The 15070-nt window shown below is 45.3% G+C and carries 15 protein-coding genes; all 15 read right to left on the bottom strand.

Features of this window, described 5'->3' with window-relative positions; translation table 11 throughout:
• Window positions 1-312: 312 nt before the first annotated feature.
• On the bottom strand, window positions 313-810 hold the full coding sequence (gene ilvN, locus ANCC_RS10745) for an acetolactate synthase small subunit (RefSeq protein WP_006565772.1): 498 nt from the start codon (window positions 808-810) through the stop codon (window positions 313-315).
• A gap of 11 nt (window positions 811-821) precedes the next feature.
• A complete protein-coding gene (ilvB, locus tag ANCC_RS10750; RefSeq protein ID WP_006565773.1) occupies window positions 822-2561 on the bottom strand; it encodes a biosynthetic-type acetolactate synthase large subunit in 1740 nt (579 codons plus the stop codon).
• 13 nt (window positions 2562-2574) lie between these two features.
• The gene (gene scpB / locus ANCC_RS10755; RefSeq protein WP_006565774.1) at window positions 2575-3150 is read right to left on the bottom strand and encodes an SMC-Scp complex subunit ScpB; all 576 of its coding nucleotides are present in this window, start codon (window positions 3148-3150) and stop codon (window positions 2575-2577) included.
• Window positions 3125-3895 (bottom strand): segregation and condensation protein A, encoded by a 771-nt coding sequence (locus tag ANCC_RS10760; protein ID WP_009290548.1) that lies wholly within the window; start codon window positions 3893-3895, stop codon window positions 3125-3127. The genes scpB and ANCC_RS10760 overlap by 26 nt, the downstream gene beginning before the upstream one ends.
• Window positions 3896-3906: 11 nt before the next feature.
• Window positions 3907-4776: a metallophosphoesterase gene (locus tag ANCC_RS10765; protein WP_006565776.1), complete on the bottom strand. Its 870-nt coding sequence runs from the start codon at window positions 4774-4776 to the stop codon at window positions 3907-3909.
• A 180-nt stretch (window positions 4777-4956) separates the two neighbouring features.
• Entirely contained in the window at window positions 4957-5310 is a 354-nt protein-coding gene (locus tag ANCC_RS10770) for a PTS glucitol/sorbitol transporter subunit IIA (RefSeq protein ID WP_006565778.1), read from the bottom strand.
• Between the two features lie 29 nt (window positions 5311-5339).
• Complete coding sequence (gene srlE, locus ANCC_RS10775) at window positions 5340-6353, bottom strand: PTS glucitol/sorbitol transporter subunit IIB (RefSeq protein ID WP_006565779.1); 1014 nt, start codon at window positions 6351-6353, stop codon at window positions 5340-5342.
• A gap of 22 nt (window positions 6354-6375) precedes the next feature.
• Window positions 6376-6930, bottom strand: a complete 555-nt coding sequence (srlA, locus tag ANCC_RS10780) for a PTS glucitol/sorbitol transporter subunit IIC (protein WP_006565780.1) — start codon at window positions 6928-6930, stop codon at window positions 6376-6378.
• Between the two features lie 15 nt (window positions 6931-6945).
• Window positions 6946-7401 (bottom strand): transcriptional regulator GutM, encoded by a 456-nt coding sequence (locus tag ANCC_RS10785; RefSeq protein WP_009290546.1) that lies wholly within the window; start codon window positions 7399-7401, stop codon window positions 6946-6948.
• A 17-nt stretch (window positions 7402-7418) separates the two neighbouring features.
• The gene (locus ANCC_RS10790; RefSeq protein ID WP_006565782.1) at window positions 7419-9341 is read right to left on the bottom strand and encodes a BglG family transcription antiterminator; all 1923 of its coding nucleotides are present in this window, start codon (window positions 9339-9341) and stop codon (window positions 7419-7421) included.
• 36 nt (window positions 9342-9377) lie between these two features.
• Window positions 9378-10193, bottom strand: coding sequence for an SDR family oxidoreductase (locus tag ANCC_RS10795; protein ID WP_009290544.1), 816 nt, complete (start codon window positions 10191-10193; stop codon window positions 9378-9380).
• Window positions 10194-10427: 234 nt separating this feature from the next.
• Complete coding sequence (locus tag ANCC_RS10800; RefSeq protein WP_006565784.1) at window positions 10428-11612, bottom strand: D-alanyl-D-alanine carboxypeptidase family protein; 1185 nt, start codon at window positions 11610-11612, stop codon at window positions 10428-10430.
• Between the two features lie 103 nt (window positions 11613-11715).
• Complete coding sequence (locus ANCC_RS10805) at window positions 11716-12168, bottom strand: NUDIX hydrolase (protein WP_006565785.1); 453 nt, start codon at window positions 12166-12168, stop codon at window positions 11716-11718.
• A gap of 105 nt (window positions 12169-12273) precedes the next feature.
• Entirely contained in the window at window positions 12274-13758 is a 1485-nt protein-coding gene (locus tag ANCC_RS10810; RefSeq protein ID WP_233458300.1) for a peptidoglycan D,D-transpeptidase FtsI family protein, read from the bottom strand.
• A complete protein-coding gene (locus ANCC_RS10815; RefSeq protein ID WP_006565787.1) occupies window positions 13652-15067 on the bottom strand; it encodes an FtsW/RodA/SpoVE family cell cycle protein in 1416 nt (471 codons plus the stop codon). The genes ANCC_RS10810 and ANCC_RS10815 overlap by 107 nt, the downstream gene beginning before the upstream one ends.
• Window positions 15068-15070: the final 3 nt, after the last annotated feature.

Raw genomic sequence — 15070 nt, forward strand, 5'->3', positions numbered from 1 at the left:
TGTAATATAACAATTATTTTTCTGTCTGTCAACTCATCAAATAAATGTTCACAGTTTTTTCACAAAATAAGAATGCCCACAGGACACACCGTATTTCATACTCTTCGCGTGATAAGGTATGCTGTAAACAAGCAAAGGCTCAGGAGCCTGTCTGCCCCTGAGCCTTTGAATCGTATAATTTTTTTATTTCCGTCGCAAAATGATGCCTTATGCTTTAATGCTGCCTCTTCCGGCAGATATTGTATCCATTTTCTGCATGATTGGAGTGAGGCATTCTAAGAGCCGAACGGAAATCATGTAGAAAATGTCTTCTTATCTGTCCTGCATACTAATAGAATCGATCGCGACGCTTCCGCCCCGCACAACCTCAATGCTGGAAAATCTCTTCTTAAAAACTTTTAATATCGAATTGTTCTTTGCTTCTGTCCGCACAGATTCGATCAAAATACTGTCTTTCCCCATATCCTTCACACGGAATTTGAAAACCTGTGCCATCTGGAACACTTCATTTCTGTCCTTCTGGGTGCAGCCTTTCACCTTGATAAACATAATCTCTTTCATGCGGATCGACATGTTTGTGTAATCCATGACTTTGATCACTTCCACGCTGCGGTTCAGCTGCTTTTTGATCTGCTCAAAGGTGGCGTCATCGCTTTCTACGCTTATTGTCATTCTGGACACCGTCTCATCTTCTGTCGTTCCCACCGTGAGACTCTGCAGATTGTAGGATTTTCCTGAGAACAGACCCGCAATCCTCGCCAGCACTCCCACACGGTTTTCAACATATAAGGATAACCATCTTTTTTCCATAGAAAAACCTCCTATCGATCCATAATCATTTCGTTGATGGAACCGCCTGTCTTCATCATCGGGAATACCAGCTGCTCGCTGTCAATAATGAATTCGATCAATGTCGGTCCGTCAGTCTTTTCTTTTGCCTTCTCAAATGCCGCATCAATCTCTTCCGGCCTGGTCACACGGATACCCTGAGCTCCATAGCTCTCCGCAAGTTTCACGAAATCCGGTGTATACGGAGGGCACGGATGGTTCTCCGGCGTACAGTTGCCTTTGCAGCTCTTTCTGTATTTCAGACATGTGCTTGCAAACCTTCTATTATAGAAGAGATCCTGCCACTGCCTCACCATGCCCAGATATCCGTTGTTGAAAATACAGAATACCACAGGAAGTTCCTGCACGACTGCTGTCGCCATTTCCTGGATGTTCATCTGGGCTCCGCCGTCTCCGCTGATGCATACGACTTCCCTTCCGGGATTTCCGATACATGCACCCAAGGCCGCCGGGAATCCGTATCCCATCGTACCCAGCCCTCCTGATGTCAGCAGCTGGCGGTTTCCATGGAGTTCTACATACTGTGTCGCCCACATCTGATTCTGCCCTACGTCTGTGACAACGATCGGTTCTTTAAAGTCTTTGTTGATGGCCTCTATGATCATCTGAGGAGTCAGATTTCCCTCGGCATCCTCCATCTTGATCGGATGGGATTTCTGCCAGCTCTCCATCATGGAGATCCAGCGCTCCACATTCAGAGCCGGTTCTTTTTGTGCCAATTCCAGAATATCTAAAATCGCTTCCTTTGCATCTGCAACGATCGGAATATCCACGGTTACATTTTTAGAAATGGCCGCCGTGTCGATATCAATATGTATGATCTTTGCCTTGGACGCAAACGTACCAAGTTTTCCCGTGATCCGGTCATTGAATCTCGTCCCGATGGAAAACAGGACATCACAGTTTGCAATAGCTTCATTTGCCGCAAAGTTTCCGTGCATGCCGATGTTGCCAAAGTAGAGCGGATGGTCCGTTGGCAGTACTCCGCGTCCCATAATCGTAGACACCACAGGTACCTTCAATATTTCCGCAAGCTTTGTCATCTCTTTGTGGGCTCCGGCAATCTTTGTTCCTCCGCCGATCAAAAACAGTGGTTTTTTAGACTTGTGAAGAGCTTTCATGGCTCTCATCACCTGTCCGTGATGTACTTTTGTGTTCGGTTTGTATCCTCTGATATTTACGCTGTCCGGATACTCCTCACTGCCGAAGGTGCCCATCACGTCTTTTGGCAGATCGATCAGCACCGGCCCCGGTTTCCCGGTCCTTGCGATATAAAAGGCTTCTTTGATAATACGTCCCAGATCTGCCCTGTCCCTTACAACGATCACAAATTTGGCGACATTTCTTGTCACGCCCACAATATCAACTTCCTGGAACGTATCATTTCCGATCAGCGGAAGCGCCACCTGCCCGGTGAAGCACACAAGCGGTACACTGTCATAATTCGCCGTAGCGATTCCCGTCACCAGGTTTGTCGCCCCCGGCCCGCTGGTCGCAAGACAGACCCCCACTTTACCGGTAGACCTTGCATACCCGTCTGCCGCATGGATCAGTCCCTGTTCGTGTCTCGGAAGGATCACGTCGATCGTGTCATCTTTGTATAACTCATCAAAAATATCGATGACGCAGGCCCCCGGATACCCAAAGACGGTATCTACGCCTTCTTCTTTCAATGCCTTTACCAAAAGCTGGTTTCCTGTAATTTTTCCCATATGCTGTCCTCCCTTAATTTTGTTCCAGTTCCTCTAATGCATATTTTACTTCCTCCTGAGCTTCTTGTTTAAAGTCCTCTACCTTATCCTGTTCAATTTCAGGAAGCTCTTTTATGGATCCCACTCCAAAACAGCGCAAGAATTCTTCCGTCGTTCTGAATAATATCGGTCGTCCGACGGCGTCTAAACGCCCGGCCTCCCGGATTAAGTTATACTCTAATAACTTATTGACCGGATGGTCGCATTTGACCCCTCGGATGGCTTCTATCTCTTGTTTTGTCACCGGCTGCTTATATGCGATGATCGATAAAGTCTCCATCATGACATCGGTAAGCTTCGGTTTTTTCGGCTGGTTTACAATTTTAATTAATTGATCATAGTATTCCGGCCTGGTGCACAGCTGGTAAGAACCGTCCAGCTCAAGAAGCCGGATTCCGCTGTCTTTTCTGTTGTATTTTCTTTTCAGCTGATCAATTAAGTAAAAAAATAAATCCTCCGGGATATCCAGAGCTGCCATCAGCTGTTTCTTCGAGACGCTCTCTCCCATGGAAAATAAAATTGCCTCAATCACTGCCTGTTTCTGTCTCATGCCTCTCCAACACCTCTATTATAATTTCCTGTCCGATCTTTTCCTGGACAGCCCGTATCTTTCCAACCTTCATCAGTTCCAAAACTGAAAGAAATGTGACGACGACTTTTTCTTTGGTCATCTGTCCTTCCAGCAGCTGTCTGAATGACATGCGTCTCCTGGAAGAGATCAGATATTCCACTTCTTCCATCTTATCTTCCAGCCGGACTTCCTCCTGTTTGATCTCTCCAAACTTGCTCCTGATGGGATCGATCTTATCTTCCCTTTTGCGCATGACAAATTGGAAAATCCTGTTCAGATCCTCCATGGTGACATCCCTTGTGATCTCCCGGACGTCAACCGGACGGCGGTATCTGAGCACCTCTTCCGGCACGGCCCTTTCTTTAAAAAAGATCTTCTCCGCCTCGTACTCTCTGGCTTTCAGTTCTTTGGACGCGTACTTGTATATTTTGTACTCCAGGAGCCTTAAAACCAATTCCTCCCTCGGATCGCCTTCTTCCTCATCATCTTCTTTGGCCGGAAGAAGCATTTTGGCTTTGATCCTGAGCAGTGTCGCCGCCATCACAAGAAAATCACTCATCACATCCAGATCTTCCTCCTCCATCTCACGGATATAGGCAAGATACTGTTCCGTGATCTCAGAGATAGGAATGTCATAGATATCCACCTTATTTTTCTCAATCAGATGGAGCAAAAGATCCAAGGGTCCCTCAAAAACATTTAATTTTATATCAATCGCTGCCATATTAAAATGTCCTACTTTTTCTTTAATGTAATACACGATACCTCAGGCCTGTTAAACAGCCTGATCTTAATTGAATGATTTCCCAAACCGCGGCTTAAGATCATGATCGATGTACCGATCTGATATTCTCCCGCATCATACTTTGGAAACAGCTGAAACTGAGGCGATATCACACCGCCGATCTTCGGAAGTCTGACCATCCCTCCATGAAAATGCCCGGATAAGACCAGATCACACCCCCACTTGGAATACTGCCTGAAATAATTTGGATTGTGGGCCAGAAGTACCTGAAAAAATTCCGGATCTGCATCTCCGAGCGCATCCGACATCTCCTCCAGCGAAGGCGGAGCAGGATGAAACTTGCGGTACTGTTTTTCTTCCATATCATAAGCCGTCAGACAGATGGCAGAAATACCGCTGTCGACCATGATACTCTCGTTGGACAGATGAACGACTCCGCATTCTTTGAGCTGGTGAACGTATTCTTTATAGGCCACTCCATAGACTTCCTCATTTCTCTTGAGCCTCATTTCATGGTTCCCGTCCGCATAATAGATACGGTATCTCCGGGAGAGTTCTCTCATCAAATCCAGCGCGACTTCATAAGACGAGTCCACCCTGCTCACAAGCATATCCCCGCCCACAAAAACGGCATCGGGACTGCAGCCGTCGATCATGTCGATCAGCGCCTTATTCTGGTAATCAAATTCATTGCAGTGGAGGTCTGTCAGGAACACGATTTTAAAGCCGTCAAATTCCTCCGGCAGTTTTGCAGAAACAACCGTATATTCTTCCAACGACAAGTTTTGATTTTCATTCATACTCGCAAAACATACAGCCGCCCCCAATATTACAGCTGCAGTTAAAATTATAAACAACATACTCTCTCACTTTCCCGGTATTTGGAAGTCCTGTTTCTTTTAAAGGCCATTCCCGTACCTTTCTTGACAGTCCGGGTACACCTTTCCCTATTTTACTAAATAATTTGAAAAAAAACAAGAGGGACGGATGCCGCATACGGGCTTCCGTCCCCCATTGTCCATTGTTATGAAACATAATATTTATTCTGTGATAGAAATTGTGCTTCCCACTTTTAATGTCGGCACATCTGTTTTTTCTACACAGATGCTTCCCGGAAGGCATTCCCCGCTTCCGTTGAATGAGTATGTTACGTGGCCTAAGTTGTTCAGGTTTTCTCTGGCAACATCTCCAACCATGGTAATCTTGTATTCCTGTCCGTCGATCACAAGCTTACTGCCCGGCTTGATCTCTCCCTGAACCGGAGTCACTTCTACAGAGTAGCAGAAATCTTTTAAAGTATCCGGAGCGTTGTCCCCAAATGTTACGAAGATCCCCTCTCCGACAAATGCTTCTACCTGATCTCCCATTCCTTTGATTGTTGTCTGATAAATCATGTTCTTCTTCCTTTCCTGCTAAAACTGAATTATTTGTATAATCCGATACTTGCTACGAATGCTACAAGCACACGCGGCACACCTATGATGAACCTTGAGTATAGCACAGAAGGCACACCGACTTCAACTGTTTCCGGATCTGCTTCTGCAAGTCCCAGACCTACCGGAATAAAGTCACAGGCACACTGTGTGTTGATGGCAAACAATGCCGGCAGTGCAAGTCCTGGAGCAATGTTTCCTTTTCCGATTTCCACACCGATCAGAGTACCGATGATCTGAGCGATAACGGCTCCAGGCCCTAACAGACAGGACAGGAACGGGATAGAACAGATCAGTCCTAAGATCACAAGTCCCACGATATTTCCGCAGAGTGGTTTTAACATCTGTGCAAACCAGTTTCCGAAACCGGAGCCCTGGATAATACCGATCAGCAGTGACACGAATCCCATGAACGGGAGAATCGTATGTAATACGGTGTTGACGGATTCTTTCGCAGCCGCGTTGAATGTCGCTACGACTTTCCCTGCGCCCATACCAATCTTCTGGATGAAGCTGGATTTCTTTCCGCCGTTTCCGCCCATCTGCTCGGAAACTTTCTTGTCTGCACTGTATTTGAATTCTCTTTCTTCTGTCTTAGGCGCCTCTGATCTGATCGGAGCCGCAGATCCGTCTGCTGCGCTGATCTGGTTCATGCCGACACCGGATACATAGATGTCTTCTGTGATGTACTTCGCCATCGGTCCGGATTTTCCGACCGGGTTTACATTGATGGTAGGAATTCTTTTCTGAGGATAGATACCGCAGCGAAGAGTTCCTCCACAGTCGATGATGACTAGGAAAATTTCCTTTTCCGGTACAGTTGTCTTAAATCCGTTTACCGCACGGCATCCGGTGAGGTCTACGATCTTCTGAACGATATCAGGTTCTGCTCCTCCTCCGGTGATGAATAATAAAACGTCTTTTCCTTCTTCCGGTTTTACGGTTAAAGGTCCGCCGAATCCGCCGCTTCCTTTTTCAATTTTAATTGCTCTGTATTCTGCCATGATGAATCCTCCTTTTCTCTCTTTATTGATCCTCTAACTTAATCTCGTTGCTCAGTTCGATTCCCTGCTGTTTCATAACGATCTTTGTCGTAAAGTCAGTTACCCATCCGGCAAAGAAGTTCATGACAAGACCGACTAACAGATAACGAAGTGCAAGGTCTGTTTCGTTTAAGCCGAGTTTCTGGATTCCAGCTGCAATTCCCATGTAGATGAAGATTTCACCCGGGTTGATATGCGGGAAAATACCGCTGTTTGTGTGGCAGTGATAAGCTGCTGATGCATAGTAGCTTGGTTTCTGGCGTTCCGGCAGGAATTTACCCATAGAAAACGCCATTGGGTTACCTAACATGAATGCCGCGATAAATGGCAGCACCCCATAAGCCAAAATAACATTTTTAGAGCACACCTTCGCAAATTTGTTGATCCTGTCCTGTCCAACCAATGCGATGATGGTGTTCATTAAAATAAGTAACAGTAATACTTTCGGTACAATTCCTGACACCCATCCGATAAAAGTCTGGGCACCAGTGTCAAATAATCCCATAAATCCTGACGCAAATTTTACAATAACGTTCATATATATTTCTCCTTCCTATTTGCAGGCTTTTCTGGATTTGCCGAGAAGCATGTCCGCAATTCTCGTCAAGAGTCCCGGCGTCTCCACTACTTCGCCTCCGTCCATGATCGTGTTGTAGTTGGAGGCTGCATTCAAAACGGATCGTCTCAAAGAATATTCCATGCCTTTGCAGTCTTCTTTCGTAATCAGTCCCACATTCTTTCCGTTGAAATCATCAAACTTCTTAAATCGTGCAAAGATTGTAAATCCCCGCATGAAACATCCTTCTTTGATCATGCCACGTTTATCAATTGCAAACATCACCATAGCTCCGGCATGAAAACCGCCTTTGCTTTTTCCGATTGCCACTCTTCCGATTTTTCTCATTCTTCCGTAGTGGACGTTAAAGCCCTTCATCTGAACCATTGAAAACAGAAACTGCAGTATAAATGCCGTCAGCAGCGCTCCTGCAATCAATAAATAGTATGACATACGCATCCTCCTTAACCTTATTTAAAAATATTGTTCTCTTCCACAAAATACAGAAGTAATTCCCTGTAACTCTTCATCTGCCGAAGCTTCTTCACCACGTCTGGCTCATGGGCGATCGCCAGCATGTTGTCATAGAGCTGAATCAGCACGGAATCATTTTTCATTTCTTCCGGGATGGCCAGCAAAAACACCAGCTGAACTTCGTCCTCTCCCTTTGCCTTCTCTTCTTCCGGAAATACACCGAAGGCAAGGGTCAGCTTCTGCAGTTTATTCGTCGTATGAGGAAAAGCAATATTTTTTTCAAATATCATTGTCGATTCCTGTTCCCGAATGCGGATTCTCTCCTCAAAGCCTTCGTCCACAAGTCCCTGTTTATACAGTTCTTCGGTCATCATGTCCACATTCTCTTCATAGCCAAGTTCCGGCCTAAGCACAAAGAACCGTTCCTCGTCCAGCATGTTCAGGAACACTGAATCAATTCCCCGGCGAATCGGTATTCCCATCTCCGCCATATTTTTTACACTTTCTACTTTACTTTTCAGCAGATTCTTGTCGAACACCTCATCAATATCAATAATCGGTGTCGGCCCTTTTGTCTTTAAATTTGTTGTCGTAATAATCAAGTCGTAGGAATCTTCTTTTTCCGCCTCAAAATCTCCATTAAAATAATAATCGATAGCCGGTTCCACCTCAAAAATATTTTTCAGCTGGCTGGCGATCAGTCTTCCGATGATCTTTCCTGAGCCGCATACAATGGCAATTCTGTACTGCTTCTGTTCCGGCGCCTGTTCTAAAAGAAACACGCCGAAATACATTGCCAGAAACCCCAGCTCGTCCTTCGTCACCTCGACTCCGGTCCTCGTTTCGATGACATCTTTGGCTATGCCGGCCATCGTGTAGGCAACGGAGTATTCATCTTTTACTTCTTCCACCAAAGCATTCCGGATATGAAATCCATATTTCAGCCGGTTGATCATAAAAAATACATGATAGACAAAATCATCAAACAGTTCATTTACGATCACTGTAACACCGATCTCATCCCGGATGCGGTCTAAAATCTCAATAATCAGATCTGCCGCCTCTTCTGAAATCTGGATATAGTTCTCTATCCCTTCCGTATTAACAGGAGTCCTCATCCCTGCAATAGGCAGACAGAGGAAGATCCTCTCTGGTTTTGGTATTTTGAACGGAACAGCCTCTTCCACTTTGTCCGCAAATTCGTCCGCAATCTCGTATACTTTGCTGTCATAAAGCTCCAGATACCTGTGGTCCAGAGATTCAATCGTATGTCCGTTCCCAAGGCGGTCGATCATGACTACAAATGCCCTGAAAAATTGTCCGAATCCCAAGGCATCCAGAGAATATTCTGTCTGCATATCATACAAAAGCTGCCTTAACCGGCTGCCCAGCGGATAGTTGAGATAAATCTGCTCATAGACATTTTCCAGAAGAAACAGGCGGATCTTAATCTCTTCCCCGCAAAGGGAGAGCCCTGTGTTTGCCTTTCCTTCCACTGTCAGATCATACTTTTTTATCTGTTCCCGGATACGATTTAAATCTCCGACGGTTGTCGTTCTCCCTACCTTCATCTCCTCCGACAGGTCATCGATCAGATACGGCTTTTTGGCATCCATCAGCTGCCAGAAAATATACGCCATCCTTGTCTGAGGGGAATTAAAATATTCTTCCTGTTCGTAGATCTTATCTCGAATCTCCTCATAACCCTTCTGATCGAATACAATAAGCTTATACTGTCCTTTTTTATTGCTGATGACTGCATATCCGCCCATCAGGCAGTTCAGCTCTTTTACATCGTTCCGCACAGTCTTTGTGGAAACGCTGAGCTTCGCCGCAATGCGTTCTACGTCGGAGGAATCCTGTACCTCCACGTTCCTCAACAGAGCAGCCATTCTGTTTTCATCATTAAAAAGTTTCATAAGCTTACCTAATACCACCTTTTCTCCGTATGGAGCCTAACCTCTTGTTTTTCCGCCGGCTACATTGATGGTCACACCATGTACATAAGAAGATCTCTGGCTTGCCAGATAGACACACATATCTGCCACTTCGGAGAGTTTTCCAGATCTTCCGAGCGGTGTTGTGGATGTCTTGCTGTAACCCGCTCTTAAATCATCCACTGTGATCCCTCTTGTATACGCCAGCGCTGATTCATACGCTAACGTTCTTAATCCTGTCGCTTCCATGATGCCCGGTGCCACGCCTACTACGCGCACTCCCTGTTTCCCTAATTCTTTTGCCCAGCTTCTGGTCAGGGAATTCACTGCGTTCTTTGTCGCCGCGTACACGCTCTGTCCCTCGGAGCCTTCCAGTCCGCTCTCTGAAGACATGTTGATGATGACCCCTTCTCCTTTTTCCACAAGGATTCTGCCCACTGCCTGTGCACAGAAGAACACTCCCTTTAAGTTGACGCCGCACACTTTATCCCAGACTGCTTCGTCCAGTTCATACTGTCCTTTCGGCTCTTTCGGGTCTACCAGGAGTCTCGGAATATTGATCCCTGCGTTGTTCACCAGTACATCTACGGTTCCGAATGTGTCCACCACTTCTTTTACCATAGCATCCACATCTTCTGCACTGGTTACGTCGGTCTTCACGTAATGGAACCTGCCGGCTGCAGTGTCAAACTCCGGCGCTTCCGGCGCCATGTCGGAAACAACCACATTGCACCCGACATTTAAAAATTCCTGGGCAACTGCTTTCCCGATTCCGGATGCCCCGCCGGTTACGATGACTGTCTTGCCTTCAAGGCCCAACCATGATTCGCTCATAAATAATCCTCCTAACATGTGACTTGTTTACTTGATGATTTCATTATAAAGTCAATGCTGAAGAAATTTAATTCTGTCTTTTTCCATGCCGATGAAAAGAAGTGTCTTATTTATGAAATAAACGGAAATTATACTTTATATATTATTCAGATTTGTTTATAGAATGTTTATATCTGAGGTATTTTATTATAACTTATCAAGAAATGATAATCTACTATTTTTGTTAACTTTCACTTAAAAATATCGCTCAGCCAATCGTGTCAGACTGGTAAGGAAGTTCATTTTCTCTACGCTCTCTGTGGCTTTTACCGGTTTTTTCAGAAGGACTTCATCTCCTCTTTTATATATAATATATCCCAATACCTGACCCTTTTTCACAGGGGCTTTCACCTGGCCGATACGGATCTGCTTCTTCACATCATTTTTACTGCCCTTCACCAGGACAATCTTCGCAGGAATATCCTCTTGATAGGAGACGGTCTCTTTCTTTCCTTTTGTCACCGCAATCTTTCCGATATCCTTTGCTTTCGTGTGGTCCTCCATGACCTGGCAGTGAGAAAATCCATAGTCCAGCAAAGCACTGGCATCTTTCACCCTTGTCTTGGAATCGTCGCTGGCCATGACAACAGCAATCAGACTGACCCCGTTTCTCGTAGCCGTGGCACTCAGACAGAACTTTGCGGTGCTGGTGCTTCCTGTCTTCAGGCCGGTACATCCGTTATACTGCTTTAACAGTTTATTTGTATTGCTCAGACCGAATTCCTTCGTTCCCTTTTTCGTCTCATGGGTAAATTTGTCCATCCATATTTTTGTATATTTAAAAATATCCGGGTGTTTTGTCGTCAGTTCTCTTGACATCAGGGCAATATCATAGGCTGAAGTCTCATGTCCTTTGATATCCAGTCCGCAGCTGTTTTTAAATGTGGTATTTTTCATGCCAAGCTGCTTCGCCTTTTCATTCATCCGCTTTACAAAAGCGCCCTCGCTTCCCGCGATATGTTCCGCCATGGATACAACCGCATCGTTGGCACTGGAGATCACGATACATTTAAGCATCGTGTCCACCGTCTGGCTTTCTCCAGGTTCTAAGAACACCTGGGACCCTCCCATCGAAGCCGCGTGCTCGCTGACTGTCACTTTATCTGAATACTTAAGATTTCCTTTGTCCAGTTCTTCAAAGATCAAAAGAAGAGACATGACTTTTGTCACACTGGCCGGAGGCAGTTTCATGTCTTTGTCCTTTTGATACAGTATGGTGCCGCTCCCCGCCTCCATCACAACTGCAGATTTTGCAGTCAAGTCAAGCCCTTCTCCGTCCTGAGCCACTGTAAGCAATGTTTCCGGTTCTGTGGCACACACCATGGTTCCGGATGAAATGCATAACAGTAACGAAAGAATAAAAATTGCTGCTTTTTTCATAAAATAAACCTTTCACCTCTTATGTTACAGTTTAATAAGGAACAAGCCGATTTATTACAAAAAAAAGAACTGTAAATGGATTTACCCATCTACAATTCTTTTTTCATCTTCTTTGCCTGATTCCCCATTGATTTTTGGATTTTAGCTTTTTGTATTCTTCGTATGCTTCCTTTAAAATCTCTTTTTCATTCGGGAACTTTAACAAGTGGTAGGCTTCGTGAAATTTGTAGTACCCAGAGTCAACGAAAAACTCTTCTTTCTGCGGTTTTGAATGATACCCTTCTGCCTCCATCAAATACCAGTGAACGCTTTTTACGATCTGCTCATGGAAAGAGTAAAAGGAATACTCGCTCTTTCCGACATATTTGATAATTCGGGCATTGGCATCTGTCTCTTCTTTTACTTCACGCAAAGCGGTTTGTTCGTGCGTTTCCCCTTTTTCAACTGTACCTTTCGGAAGTACCCAGCCGTCATATCTGTTCTTATAACTTTTGTACAACAGCAATATCTTCCCTCTGTAAATTACGACACCTCCACAGCTTGTTGCCTCTGTCATCGCGGCCTCCAATCATCCTGCCTCAACGCTATTTTGGGTCTCTCTAGAAATTATTATAACGTTAATGGATATGCATTTCAACATTGGATTTTGCTTTCCCATTCCTTACCTGAAATAAGCGTCAAAGACATTTTTTGCAATCGGAGCTGCCACGCGGCCTCCGGATCCGCCGCCTTCCACGATCACGCTTACGACGATCTTTCTGCCGTTATGCTCCGCACAGCCGATAAACCATGCGTGTGAATCCTTATCATCGTTATACTCGGCAGAGCCGGTTTTTCCATAGACTTTATATCTTGAAGAGTAGGCTGATGTACCCGTTCCGTTTGTCACAACTTTCCTGAGCATTTTTCTGAGTTTTTTACACTCTTCGGCGCTGAGCGGGCTGGCGGTCTCTTTCGCCTTCGTCTCTTTGATCACCCCTCCGTTTACATTTTTCACCTTGTCCACAAGATAGGGCTCCATCATGACTCCGTCATTGGCGATAGTACTCATGACTGCCGCATTCTGAAGCGGCGTAATCAGTGTACTTCCCTGTCCTATTGCGATCTGGGGAACCTGACTGTCTTTGGAACTTCCGTCAAATGTAAACCGGCTGGATACCGCTGCCAGGTTAATCGGAATTCTGGAGTTAAACATCATATCCTCTGCGAGGGAAGCAAATTTACCTTTATTCAGCTGGGAAGCCATATGGACAAAAGCGGTATTGCACGATTTTTCCACTGCTCCTTCCAGATCCACAGTTCCATGGGCGGTTCCCCCATAGCAGCGGATTTTTACATTGTTGATAGTCGTAGATCCGGTACAGTGATAGGTAAAGTTTTTATAATCTTTGTGTTCTCTCATAAACTCCAGGGCAGTGATCACCTTAAAGGTAGACCCCGGAGGATACAGCCCCTGTGTGGCCCTGTTGATCAAAAGTGCATCTTCATCCGTATTCAGTTCTTTCCAGTTTTCCTTTACCAGAGCCGGACGGAAATCCGGTTTTGAAACCATGGCGATGACTTTTCCGGTTTCCGGGTCCATGGCCACCACCGCTCCTTTTTCTCCGCTCAGCGCATCATACGCTGCCTTTTGTACCCTTGTATCAAGCGTAGTGTAAACATTGTCCCCGATGCTCTTTTCCCCTTTCAGATTACTCTCGATCTGGGATAAAAGATTTGCATTGGATTTCAGCAGATCAAAATTACATTTGGATTCCAGGCCGGATTTTCCTTTGGCGTTGTACCCTACCACATGGGCGAACATCCGTCCATACGGATAATCCCTTGTCTCGCTGTCTCCATCGCTGACGGTCTGGGCCAGGACTTTTCCGTTTGCACTGATGATTTTTCCTCTCACCACATATTTCTCTAATTCCTGAAGTCTTAAATTATGGGAATCGGTGATTACATTCTGACTGTCTCTGACGACAAAATGTATGATATAACCGATCAGCACAAGAAACAGTCCCACAAAGATATATGTAATCTGAAGGATCTGTCTATTGGCGTGCTTTTTCTTTCTTCCCGCGCTTCGTTCTGTTTTTGGAGAGGGAGATTTCTTTGGTATCTCCGTTTCCGCTTTCTTTCTGCGTTTGAATAAGCTCATTTTCTTCTTCCTCACTATTTGCTAACATGTGCAGTCCCTGAATGACACTTAAAATAATCAAAGTACTCAGCACCGATGTTCCCCCGTAGCTTACAAGAGGGATGGTAACACCTGTGGACGGTATGAACTTGGTCACTCCGCCGATACTTAAAAACACCTGAAAAATAAAACAAACACCAAAGCCAAGACAAAGCAGCTTGTTGAACAGTGTACGGCTTCTGGTGGAAATGTCCATGAACAAGATAAAACAGCTGATCAGTACGAAGATCAGACAGATCCCGAAGATCACACCGAATTCCTCACTGATCACGGAAAAAATAAAATCTGATTCCCGGACCGGGATATCAAACGGCCTTCCCTGGGTAAGGCCCATCCCAAACCAGCCGCCGGTGCCGATGGCAAACAGAGACTGGCATACCTGTGCGCCTCTCCCCTCGATCATGGAAAACGGGTCCTGCCAAACAGCTACCCGGACCTGTACATGAGAGAATAAATGATAGGCGATCACTGCCGCAAAGGCTCCTGCCCCCAATCCGCCCAGAAGATAACTCGGCTTGGCAGTCGCAACGTACAGCATCATCAGATAGATCATAAAATAGAGGAGCGCTCCTCCCAGATCCTTTTCCACCACAAGAACCAGAACATAGAGACCTGCGATCACCGTGATCTTTACCAGATCCCTGAATTCTTTTGCCTTGCTCAGCATAGCCGCAGCAAAAAACACAAAGATGATCTTGACAAATTCAGACGGCTGGAATGCCAGGCTTCCGAACTGGACCCAGTTATAAGCACCATTTTTCATGACCCCGAAAACAAATACGGAGGAAAGCAGCGCAAAGCCGCCGATGGCATAGACCCATCCCAGCTTACTCCAGAACGACAGTTTGTGCATCATCAGGGGAATCAGTCCTGTGACAAGCACTCCGATGGCTACAATGGCAAACTGCTTCATGGCCAGTTCAAAAGAAAGCCTTGTGAGAATCACAAATCCGGTTCCCAAAAGAAAACACATATTGTTGATCAGAAGCCTGGATGACCTCTTATAAATTTTCGGATATAAGATCATGACGATTTCAAAAAATACGATCTGTGCCGCAAAAAATATCAGAACTTTCAGTTCCAGTGTCTTTAAAAACAAGACCAGATTGCACAGAAACAAAAATATAAACATATAAATGACCTGATTGTCAAGCAGTGCCTCCTGCCGTTTTTTATTTTTCGGCCGGAACATGGTAAAACAAGAAAATGTATAGACCAGACACATGATCAGTATCAGGTATTTCGCAGCCACTGCAATGATTTGAATCATATT

The organism is Anaerostipes caccae L1-92 (assembly GCF_014467075.1).
Taxonomy (GTDB): domain Bacteria; phylum Bacillota; class Clostridia; order Lachnospirales; family Lachnospiraceae; genus Anaerostipes; species Anaerostipes caccae.

Excerpts from the sequence above, each read along its gene's own strand:
- ilvN (WP_006565772.1), bottom strand. The coding sequence starts at position 810 with ATGGAAAAAAGATGGTTATCCTTATATGTTGAAAACCGTGTGGGAGTG.
- ilvB (WP_006565773.1), bottom strand. The coding sequence starts at position 2,561 with ATGGGAAAAATTACAGGAAACCAGCTTTTGGTAAAGGCATTGAAAGAA.
- scpB (WP_006565774.1), bottom strand. The coding sequence starts at position 3,150 with ATGAGACAGAAACAGGCAGTGATTGAGGCAATTTTATTTTCCATGGGA.
- ANCC_RS10760 (WP_009290548.1), bottom strand. The coding sequence starts at position 3,895 with ATGGCAGCGATTGATATAAAATTAAATGTTTTTGAGGGACCCTTGGAT.
- ANCC_RS10765 (WP_006565776.1), bottom strand. The coding sequence starts at position 4,776 with ATGTTGTTTATAATTTTAACTGCAGCTGTAATATTGGGGGCGGCTGTA.
- ANCC_RS10770 (WP_006565778.1), bottom strand. The coding sequence starts at position 5,310 with ATGATTTATCAGACAACAATCAAAGGAATGGGAGATCAGGTAGAAGCA.
- srlE (WP_006565779.1), bottom strand. The coding sequence starts at position 6,353 with ATGGCAGAATACAGAGCAATTAAAATTGAAAAAGGAAGCGGCGGATTC.
- srlA (WP_006565780.1), bottom strand. The coding sequence starts at position 6,930 with ATGAACGTTATTGTAAAATTTGCGTCAGGATTTATGGGATTATTTGAC.
- ANCC_RS10785 (WP_009290546.1), bottom strand. The coding sequence starts at position 7,401 with ATGTCATACTATTTATTGATTGCAGGAGCGCTGCTGACGGCATTTATA.
- ANCC_RS10790 (WP_006565782.1), bottom strand. The coding sequence starts at position 9,341 with ATGAAACTTTTTAATGATGAAAACAGAATGGCTGCTCTGTTGAGGAAC.
- ANCC_RS10795 (WP_009290544.1), bottom strand. The coding sequence starts at position 10,193 with ATGAGCGAATCATGGTTGGGCCTTGAAGGCAAGACAGTCATCGTAACC.
- ANCC_RS10800 (WP_006565784.1), bottom strand. The coding sequence starts at position 11,612 with ATGAAAAAAGCAGCAATTTTTATTCTTTCGTTACTGTTATGCATTTCA.
- ANCC_RS10805 (WP_006565785.1), bottom strand. The coding sequence starts at position 12,168 with ATGACAGAGGCAACAAGCTGTGGAGGTGTCGTAATTTACAGAGGGAAG.
- ANCC_RS10810 (WP_233458300.1), bottom strand. The coding sequence starts at position 13,758 with ATGAGCTTATTCAAACGCAGAAAGAAAGCGGAAACGGAGATACCAAAG.
- ANCC_RS10815 (WP_006565787.1), bottom strand. The coding sequence starts at position 15,067 with ATGATTCAAATCATTGCAGTGGCTGCGAAATACCTGATACTGATCATG.